Here is a 10,078-nt window from a genome sequence, read left to right on the forward strand (position 1 = left end):
TCCTGAGAGGGCTGCCAAAAAATGATTCTCTAGTATTGAACAGATTAGTAACAGAAAAATACTTTGTTTTACAGATAAAAAATAATTGTAAACTAGACTTTAAAAGGTAACCTATGCTGGTCAAATTTGGTTCATCTGATGATGCTCAAGTCTATCTGAATTTTACAGCTTTTATTTATTCTGGCACAATGGGAAAATATACTATTAGATAAATTCTTCTCTTTAAAATCTTGATGTGTTAAAGAATTAGTTATGTTCATTGGTTTCGAGGAGATGATTTTATGTTCAATAATTTATATTTTCTAGAGTTACTTTAGATATTTAGATAAAGTTTTGTATGAGCGATTAACATTTCTGCGCTTAGTATTAAATTAAGATGCCATATGAAAATTGCCCCAATGGCTTGATTGTTTTGTACTCTAAGAAAGAATAACAACTGGTAGATATGAAAATTAGCATTTTTGGTTTAGGATATGTCGGTGCCGTAACAGCAGCTTGTTTAGCACGAGATGGACACGAAGTAATTGGGGTAGATGTAAATCCCGAAAAAGTGGATTTGATCGCCAAGGGAGAGTCGCCCATTGTAGAGCCTTATCTGAGTCAGTTGCTGCTTGACGGAGTAGCAGCTAAATTAATCAGAGCTACTACAGATGCTGAAGCAGCGGTGCTAGGATCAGATGTTTCGCTGATTAGCGTTGGCACACCTCCAATAGAGAGGGGAGAACCGGATCTTACCTACGTTTGGAATGTATGCAAGCAGATTGGGAAAGCCTCTATCCATAAGACTGAAAGCCATGTAGTTGTGTTGCGTAGCACTGTCCCACCAGGAACATTAGAAAAGTGTCAAAATCTGCTAAATAGTCTCACAGGTGATAATAATTCTATTCATCTAGCGTTTAACCCAGAGTTTTTACGTGAAGGTTCGGCTATCAAAGATTACGACCAACCACCTTACACTATTATCGGTACTGAATCTCCTGTGGCAGAAGCAGTAGTACGACAGATGTATGCCACAGTAGATGCACCGTTCACCGTAGTTAAACCTTCTGTCGCAGAAATGGTTAAATATGTGGCCAATTGCTGGCACGCTGCCAAGGTGGGATTTGCTAATGAAATCGGACGAGTCTCCAAAGCCTTTGGCGTAGATGGACGGGAAGTAATGAATATTATCGTGCAGGACACGAAGTTAAACATTTCGCCTGTTTATATGCGTCCTGGATTTGCCTACGGTGGTTCCTGTCTACCCAAAGATTTGAGTGCTTTGCTTTACTACGCACGCAACATGGATGTACCAGTTCCCCTACTAAACGCCCTGCCAACTACTAACACCCTTCAAGTTGATTTGGCTGCCCAACAGGTGTTACGCCTTGGGGCAAGGCAGATTGCTGTGTTGGGATTAGCATTCAAACCAGGAACAGATGATTTAAGAGAAAGTCCAGCAGTATTGCTGGTTAAGCGGTTGATTGGAGAAGGCTGCCAGGTGAAAATTTACGACCCAGCCGTCTATGAGGCTCGATTAATGGGAACCAACCTTGCCTATATTCAGAGTAACCTCCCTCACTTTGAGGCGTTACTAGTGCCAAATTCCCAGAAAGCTTTGGAGGGAGCAGATCTGGCAGTGGTTACCCATACTACGCCAGAGTTTCGCCAAGTACTACTCGAAGCCCCTAAAGGAATGCAAATTTTGGATCTAGCAGGGGTCTTTAATCAAACAACTAAGGAGTTAGATTATCATGGCATCGCATGGTAGGGTACTGATTATTGTCGAGAACCTCCCGCTTCCCTTTGATCGCCGTGTATGGATGGAAGCCACTACCCTGACAAAAGCTGGGTATGAAGTTTCAGTGATTTGTCCTAAAGGTAAAGGATTTGAACAAGAATACGAGGTAATTGATCGGGTTCACATTTATCGTCATGAAATGCCACCTGATATCAGTTCGGTCTCAGGTTATCTACGGGAGTATGCTACAGCGCTTTTTTGGGAGTTTCGCCTTGCACATCGAGTGTGGCGAGAGCGAGGGTTTGATATCGTTCACGTTTGCAATCCTCCAGATCTACTGTTTTTGGTGGCGGGATGGTTTAAGTTATTCAAAGGTGTAAAAGTTATATTTGACCACCATGATATAAATCTGGAGATGTACGAAGCTAAGTATGGACGACGAGACATTTTCTACTATGGACTCTCTTTAGTTGAACGATTAACCTTTGCGACAGCAGACGTAGTTATCTCAACTAATGAGTCTTACCTCTCGGTAGCACTTACCCGTGGAGGCAAAAGTTCAGAGGATGTCTTTGTTGTTCGCAGTGGGCCTGATCTTTCCCGTTTTCAACCCGTATCGCCCAACCCAATCTACCGTAAAGGTCGAAAGTATTTGGTGGGGTATGTTGGTGTCATGGGAGAACCGGAGGGAATCGATTACCTGCTGCAATCGGTGCGCTACATTGTCTATGAAAAAAAACGCCAGGATATTCACTTTATGCTCATCGGTAGTGGACCGATGTTTGAGAAGCTTCAGGCACTATCTGAAGAGTTAGAAGTTCAGGAATTTGTAGAATTTACGGGGCGTATTCCTGATAATGAACTTTTGGCACGTCTTTCTAGCTGTGATGTATGCGCTAATCCCGATAAAAAAATGCCCTACAATGATAGTTCAACCATGAACAAGATTATGGAGTACATGGCAATGGGAAAACCCATTGTTCAGTTTGACCTATTGGAAGGAAGGCGATCGGCAGGGGGAGCATCTGTTTATGCCAAAGGCAACGACATAGTGGATTTTGCTGAGAACATTCTTGAACTTCTAGAGGACACCGAGCGGCGACAAAAGATGGGAGAGCTAGGTAGACAAAGAATGGAGGAGAAACTAGAGTGGCGACATCAAGTACCTAAGCTGTTAGAAGCTTATGATAAAGCTTGGCAATCTAAATAGAAATACATAGAAATACGGCAGATGGAAATGTTGTGAAAATACATTCATAACTCAATGAGGTTAAATAATCAGGAGGAAATTCTGATCTTCGCTGTTCTTATACCATTTTGAATAATAATGCATGTGCTTTGAATAATACTAATACTCCTCGACGCTCCTAAGTATTGGCTCTGAGATTTATAAAATCAAAGCCTGTACATAATTTTAGGTTTTTTACTTAAATAGTCTATACTATATGTCATATTGTAAAATAGTATCATTGTTAACTTAATAGGTGTGCTTTGTAGCTACTCTGAGTAGACAAATATTGAGTTTCTTACTTAAGACCTGTACTTTAGAAGATTTATGTCAGAAAAATCTATGGAATCTAGAGAATCTATTGATTTAGACCTTAATCGTTACTTATTGATATTGAAACGTTGGTGGTTACCTGCTGTCAGTATATTTGTGGCTACAGTTGTTCTGAGTGCTATAGCTACAAAAATTATGAAGCCAGACTATGAAGCAGAAGGAAAACTGTTATTCAGATTACCCTCTTTTAAAGTAGCAGGAACTAATCTTTCGCCTGGTTCTTCAGAAGGAGGAGACTCAGGAGATTTGAAACCCTTGGTAGCAACTCAAAACCCCATAAGCAGTCAGATAGAAGTTATTTCTTCCCCTACTTTATTGCAGCGGACAATAGACAAACTACAACTGAAAGACAAAGAAGGTAAACCTCTAGAGGCACAAGCGCTACAAAAAGCCCTGGAATTAAAAATCATTGGTGGGACAGATGTATTGCGAATTAGCTATAGCAGCCCTGACCCCGAAGAAGCAGCGGCAGTGGTCAACACAATAATGAATCTTTATTTAGAAAATGATATTCTGACAAATCGCTCTGAGGCAGCAGCAACTCGTCAATTTATGGCCAAGCAGCTTCCGAAAACTCAAGCTGCTGTTAACAATGCAGAAGTAGCGCTACGTATATTTAAACAAAAGCATCAGATTGCAGATTTAACAGAGGAGACAAGGTCAGCCGTTGCGACTATTGGAAATCTAGACAATGAAATGAATGCTGTTAAAGCTCAATTGAATGAGGTCAACGCCCAAACCAATGAACTGCGCCAGAAAGTAGAGCTAAATTCTCAGGAAGCGATCGCTGTGAGTGCCCTCAGTCAGTCACCTGCAGTACAGGGAGTTCTTACACAACTTCAAGAGACCGATCGGCAGTTAGCAGTTGAGCGCAGCCGTTTTCTAGATGACAACCCCATAATTATTAACCTAGAAGCAAAAAAAGCTAGTTTAAAATCTCTTCTGCAACAACAAATTGGTCAGACTATTGGCAATCGAACACAAGTTCCCCAGAGTCTATTGCAGATTGGAGAACTCAGACAAAGCCTGATACAAAATTTCCTGCAGTCAGAAATACAGCGCTTTGGCTTAACTCAAAGACTCTCGTCTCTATATAATTCTCGTTCCACCTATGAACAGCGGGTAAAACTTATACCCCAGTTGGTACAAAATCAACGGGAGTTAGAACGGAAAGTTGAAGTTGCAGAATCGACCTATCAAACTCTATTGAAAAAGGTTCAAGAATTACAGTTAGTTGAAAATACAAATACAGCTAGTTCCCGGATTATTGCTCAGGCTTTAGTGCCCAAAAATCCAGTAGTAGGCAAGAAAATAATTGTTTTGGTGTTAGGAGTGATGTTCGGTTTATTTTTTGCCACTACAACTGTGCTCTTCCTAGCTATGAGAGATAGATCTCTAAAAACACTTAAAGAAGTTAGAGATGTATTTGGATATACTTTACTGGGAATTGTTCCTTTGTCTGTTAAAAAGGTTCGCTCTCGTTATTCAAATGCAGAATCAACAGTTCAAACACTTGCTGTCAGAGATACACCTCACTCTTTAACGAGCGAAATGTACCGGATGATTCAAGCCAATCTGAAATTTCTGAGTTCAGATAAAGTGCTCAAAACTATTGTGGTAACTAGCGCAGTTCCTAAAGAAGGCAAGTCAACAGTTTCAGCTAATTTGGCGGCTGCGATCGCTCAATTAGGACGTCAAGTTTTACTAATTGATGCAGATATGCGAGTTCCTTCTCAGCATCATCTCTGGCAACTAACCAATGCAGTTGGGTTGAGTGAAGTTCTTGTAGGTCAGGCTGAATTTGACGTTGCTGTATCTAAGGTAATGGACAACCTTGATGTTTTAACTGCTGGAGTTAGACCTCCCAACCCTCTTGCTTTGCTTGACTCAAAACGGATGGCATCACTAATTGAAAATTTCTCATCTCAATATAACTATGATTTTGTTATTATTGATGCTCCTCCCCTGCTTTTGGCAGCTGATGCTTTGACTTTAAGTCAAATGACTGATGGGATTTTGTTAGTAGCTCGACCTGGAGTAATTGATTCTAACAGTGCAGCTGCTGCTCAAGAAATGTTAGAGAGATCCAGTCACAACGTTTTAGGTTTAGTTGTGAATGGTATTATTGATAAAAATGAATCTAGTACTTATTTCAACCATGCTAAAGAATACTTTACTTATCAAGATTTGACAAAAAAGGTTAAGCAACAAAAACGCATTCCCAACAAAAGCTCTGTATAAATTAGAATTTTCCCTCACAAGTGAACTGAACACCATAGCTGGTACATAGTTTCTGTTTAATTATCTACAAAAAAAATAAGCCTGCGAAGACAGGCTTATTTTTTTATGTAACTGTAGACTTCAGTCTGACGGAACTATGGACAATCTGACGGAACTATGGACAAATAGCAGGACATGAGATTGCGGTTACTTAATTTCAAATGCCCCACGATCATATCCACTACCAGCAGGACGAGGGTTGCCTGCATAATCAGTTTTCAAATCCTTCCAATAGTAACCACTGTCGATCGCCTGACTAGTTGCCTTGACTCTAAAGTCAGCAATTGAAGTATTCACAAATTGTGGATCTGCAATAATATCGTGAGGTCCCATTACAGCGATCACGACACCTTTGGGGTAAAGATTGTAGTCATAGATGACATTGGTATTCTTTACATTGCTGTTCGCATTTTTTCCAGCAGAACCATAAACAATGTTATTGAAAATCTTGACATCATTTGAATAACCAGCATAGATTTGCCCTTTTTTAAGCTCTGGACTTTGCTGATTCAAATATGCTGTGTTGTTGACAATATCGACATGCTCACTATCATGGGCATGAATACCCGAACCGCCATTCTTGTAGGTAATATTGTTTGCAACTAAAGTCCGTCCTTTATATGGACCATTTTTACCCTGTTTTAAATTATCGACAATAATGCCATTACCGTCTGTGATCTTTCCTACTGAAATCCAGGGAACATACATACGATTGTTATAGACCCTGTTATTGGTCGCGAACATCTTGTATCCCCGGTTGTCGTCAGAATTCCAATTCTTCAAGAACGAAATGCCGCTGCAACCATAGACACTATACCAGGCGTTATTATACACTGTGTTATTATCTACCTTCACATAATCAGCCGAGATTACTGAGATACCTGCTGATCCACAGTCATGCACTTTGTTGTTTAGAATATTTATGTGATGAACAGGACCTTTGCGTCCGTCAATGTTGATGCAGCTTCCGTTTGTCAGCGGATTTGATGTATTACTCTTCTGACTTAATGCATAAGCAAGAGTTATATTGGCATTGTTCCCTATGATCTCTAGCCCGTTGATCTCGATATATGAAACTCCCTTTGACAAATCGATACCACTCCATACATTGTGCCGAATTTTTGGGAAATGTCCAGGATATGCTTTATACCTAATCCATGCATTTGCCTTTCCAGAACGTTTAATATATAAGGCACTCCCGCTTTGCCCTACATTTTTGTATTCTCCGTTCATAATGAATACTGTGTCGCCAGGGCCAGTAAGATTTGCCGCCCTTTGAATTGTTCTAAAGGGTGATGAAGTAGAAAGTCCGCTATTTTTGTCGTTTCCTGTACCACTAACATAGTATGTTGTCGCAGTTGAAACCTGACTGATCAGCTTGCGGCTAGGTAGTGGCATTTCCTGATCTGTGGATGACTGACGAACATCTTTAACTAAAGACTCTGTTATTTTCTCTCCTTGAACTAGACCTGTTAATGCCCAGGGAAGTACAAGAGATGCGCTCAAACTGAGAAAACCTAAACCATGAATCATCATAGGGAAAAAATAGGGTATGTTGCAAAAACTCAATCGTCAACGGTCAGTAACTCTAGCCTTAGTTAGTAACTCAGTATTGGATACGGTTGTGTAACTGCCATTTGTAAGTTTATACACGGTTTTTTAGGTTTACACCTGCGGATTTTCACCTAAATATCCCTGAACGGCATTTTTAGCTTGTGTTTCAAAAAATGGCAACTATTTGGTATAATTACTGAATAAACTCTCAGTATCCAGAGTTATTCCATTAATAGACACTAAGCAACCGTACAAATGGCGTTATTTCCAATTCGACATCATTCTACTGTGTATACGCGGTATCTGTGGTTAAGATAGTATATCTGTCATCAATAGGTTAATTTACTTAAATAATTCTTATGATAATAAGAATCATTCAATGATAAAAAATAAGTCAGAGAGTATCTTTTTTTGCCTCTGCCTTCTAAAATATTCTCATTATCATAATAAATCTAAGTACTTACAATAAGGTTTGCAAAAGCCAATTAATGCAGATTAAGAATTTTTAGTAAAAGTTTTAGAATATACAGTATTTGTCAACGAGTAATATTACTTAATAATTTTGTATAATGGCAGATAGAAAACACAATTATGGAGGAAGTGATGCCTTCTCTGCCAGACGCTACGCGTAGCTTGCTTTCCCGTAGGACTACGCTTATGCCAAGGGAAATAACCACTACTCTTGTTTTTTTCCTGTGGTCGATGTGGACTTAGCTGCTTGTATGAGTATGAGAACGCACGAATTAGAGACACTTCGCATAGCTTACTTATCTGAAAGAGTATGGCTCTAGGCGTCATTTATTCTTGCTTTCAAAAGGCAGTACAAGAGTTAATTTAATACTTCCATCATGAGTGTATATTTGTTTTCTATACAATCTAAATTAGCTCGTGAAAGCGTATTTATAAGCTTTTCAGCTTCTTTTTTTCACGAATGATTTAGGATTGCTAGATTAACTCTTGACTATTGAGCTTTAATTCAAAGATAGTGCAATTTTAGGGACGAAGAGGATTGACCAACGCCCCCAATTTGCATCTATATATTAAGCTAGAGTCCGAACAAGTTCAAAAGATTAAAGATAACACCTAAAGGGCCAGTTATGGTATTTGTGGTATCGCCAGTCTTAGCTAAACCAGATCGGTTGACTACCACAACGTCATTATTACGGAGTATGGGATTAGTTTGCTCATTAATCCCAGCGGAGAAATCCACTTTTACTATACGTTTAGTAACAGAACCATTAGGGTTGAGGCGAATCAAATCAACAGCACTGCTACTAGCTCTGGCATCATTAAATCCGCCAGCTGCCAGTATAGCTTGATTTAAAGAGCTATTCGGCTGAACATCTGTTAAGCCTGGTTTTTTAACTTCACCTACCACACCAACTTGAATGCGTGTAGGAGACAAAGTAGTGGTAGCTAATTGAGTAGCTTCTGCGGGGTTAATTTCAGTTGCCGTCGGAATAACAATCGTATCTCCGTCTTGCACGATGATGTCTTGACTAGCGTCGCCACTCTGCAATAGTTGCCAAAGGTTAATATCTATAGCCTGTTCTGAGCCAGTTCTTGTAAGTCGACGTAGCCTGAGATTACGAACATCAGCTTGTGCTGTAATTCCCCCAGCTAGTTGAATAACCCGTGTCACATTTGGTAGACCATTGGGATTAGCAGTACCACTGTTAGTTGCTGCGCCCCCCTGGGCATCTGTGCTGGCTGGGGTAACAAGATACGAACCGGGACGATTAACTTCACCGATAATTGTTACCGTGCGAGGCGTGGTTTGGCTGGCAGCAAAGTTAGATGCAAATATATTACGAGATTCTGCCACGTTGAAGTTGGTTGCTGTTGGCACAACTATGGTGTCTCCATCACGCAAGGTAATATCCTGTGATAACCTACCTGTTTGGATAAGTTCCTTCAAATTGACGCTAATGGCTTGCTCTGAAGAACGTCCTATTTTACGCCTTAATTGAATTTGACTCACATCCGCAGCCAAGGTTACGCCCTGTGCTGTTGTCAATGCGGCTAATACAGTGGGGTACTGTACGCCTGGATTGTCTCCCGCGCCTCCGCTCAAGCTAAGAGTGTAAGCTCCTGGACGTGTCACTTCTCCGGCAACGAAAACATTGATAGGACGAGGCGATAACAAATTGACTGAGATTAAGGGACGTTTGAGGAAGCGAGCATATCTTCTAGCAATTTCGTCAGCAGCCTGTTCAGTTGTTAGACCGAGGACTGACACACTGCCAATTAAAGGTAGGTTGATTGCTCCACCTGGAGGAACTTGGTATTCTCCTGTATATTCAGGTACTTCAAATACATTTACCCGGATGCGATCGCCGCCTCCTAATGAATAATTAGTATCTAATTGTGTTTGTGTGCCTGGTGTTTGTGTAGTTGGTGGTAATGGTTGTCCCTGAGCTAGACTCGCAAATGGCACAGCGACATTGACAGCACTTAACAAAGCCACACCCACAACTGGCTGAGTTAGGAATTTAAACAAACTTGTGTTAAGCATATTTACCTGAGATTCTGAAACTACGATTAATAAAGTACTGTCTAAACATTTTTATTTTGACTATACCTAAGTATTCAAGTTCCCCAACACTCTTATTTTCCCCGAAAAGTGTAATTTTCCGGAGGAAGTTTGTTTATTGTATTTAAATTTTTAGTAAAGTTAGCTTAAAGTTAACACTGCTTGAATAGAGCAACTATCAAAAAATATAGGATTTACGTAATTAAACGCAGTTTACCCAAGGAATTCTCTGTTAACCAATAAACTACTTACGAATAAAGTTTTCTTTTCAAAGTCAATTTTATGACATTTAAACTCTGATTTAAAATCTGCTAAGACTACCAAAATTAATAACAAGTTCATTAAATAAATACGGCTCTTCAGTACTTGTTATGCTAAATTCCTTTGATAAAACCCTGAAATCCTTATTTTTAAATATAATTAGTATTAT

At 39.9% G+C, this 10,078-nt stretch carries 5 protein-coding genes; 3 read left to right on the forward strand and 2 right to left on the reverse strand.

The window, feature by feature from the left end; genetic code table 11:
- Positions 1 to 445: 445 nt before the first annotated feature.
- From RM347_RS28015 to RM347_RS28025, 3 genes are all read left to right on the forward strand, one after another.
- Positions 446 to 1,750 carry a UDP-glucose/GDP-mannose dehydrogenase family protein gene (locus tag RM347_RS28015; RefSeq protein WP_322721428.1) on the forward strand — a complete coding sequence of 435 codons (1,305 nt, stop codon included), beginning with the start codon at positions 446 to 448 and terminating at the stop codon, positions 1,748 to 1,750.
- On the forward strand, positions 1,734 to 2,930 hold the full coding sequence (locus tag RM347_RS28020) for a glycosyltransferase family 4 protein (RefSeq protein ID WP_322721429.1): 1,197 nt from the start codon (positions 1,734 to 1,736) through the stop codon (positions 2,928 to 2,930). Before RM347_RS28015 ends, RM347_RS28020 begins: the two co-directional genes overlap by 17 nt.
- Before the next feature lie 360 nt (positions 2,931 to 3,290).
- Positions 3,291 to 5,522 carry a GumC family protein gene (locus RM347_RS28025; RefSeq protein WP_428850624.1) on the forward strand — a complete coding sequence of 744 codons (2,232 nt, stop codon included), beginning with the start codon at positions 3,291 to 3,293 and terminating at the stop codon, positions 5,520 to 5,522.
- Positions 5,523 to 5,708: 186 nt separating this feature from the next.
- On the opposite strand, the gene RM347_RS28030 is transcribed toward RM347_RS28025, so the two are convergent.
- Positions 5,709 to 7,097 (reverse strand): right-handed parallel beta-helix repeat-containing protein, encoded by a 1,389-nt coding sequence (locus RM347_RS28030; protein WP_322721431.1) that lies wholly within the window; start codon positions 7,095 to 7,097, stop codon positions 5,709 to 5,711.
- A gap of 1,063 nt (positions 7,098 to 8,160) precedes the next feature.
- Entirely contained in the window at positions 8,161 to 9,630 is a 1,470-nt protein-coding gene (locus RM347_RS28035; RefSeq protein WP_322721432.1) for a polysaccharide biosynthesis/export family protein, read from the reverse strand.
- Positions 9,631 to 10,078: the final 448 nt, after the last annotated feature.

This window comes from Nostoc sp. ChiQUE02 (genome assembly GCF_034531305.2).
Lineage (GTDB): Bacteria > Cyanobacteriota > Cyanobacteriia > Cyanobacteriales > Nostocaceae > Nostoc.

Coding starts and splice junctions, on each gene's coding strand:
- RM347_RS28015 (WP_322721428.1), top strand. CDS start 446: ATGAAAATTAGCATTTTTGGTTTAGGATATGTCGGTGCCGTAACAGCA.
- RM347_RS28020 (WP_322721429.1), top strand. CDS start 1,734: ATGGCATCGCATGGTAGGGTACTGATTATTGTCGAGAACCTCCCGCTT.
- RM347_RS28025 (WP_428850624.1), top strand. CDS start 3,291: ATGGAATCTAGAGAATCTATTGATTTAGACCTTAATCGTTACTTATTG.
- RM347_RS28030 (WP_322721431.1), bottom strand. CDS start 7,097: ATGATGATTCATGGTTTAGGTTTTCTCAGTTTGAGCGCATCTCTTGTA.
- RM347_RS28035 (WP_322721432.1), bottom strand. CDS start 9,630: ATGCTTAACACAAGTTTGTTTAAATTCCTAACTCAGCCAGTTGTGGGT.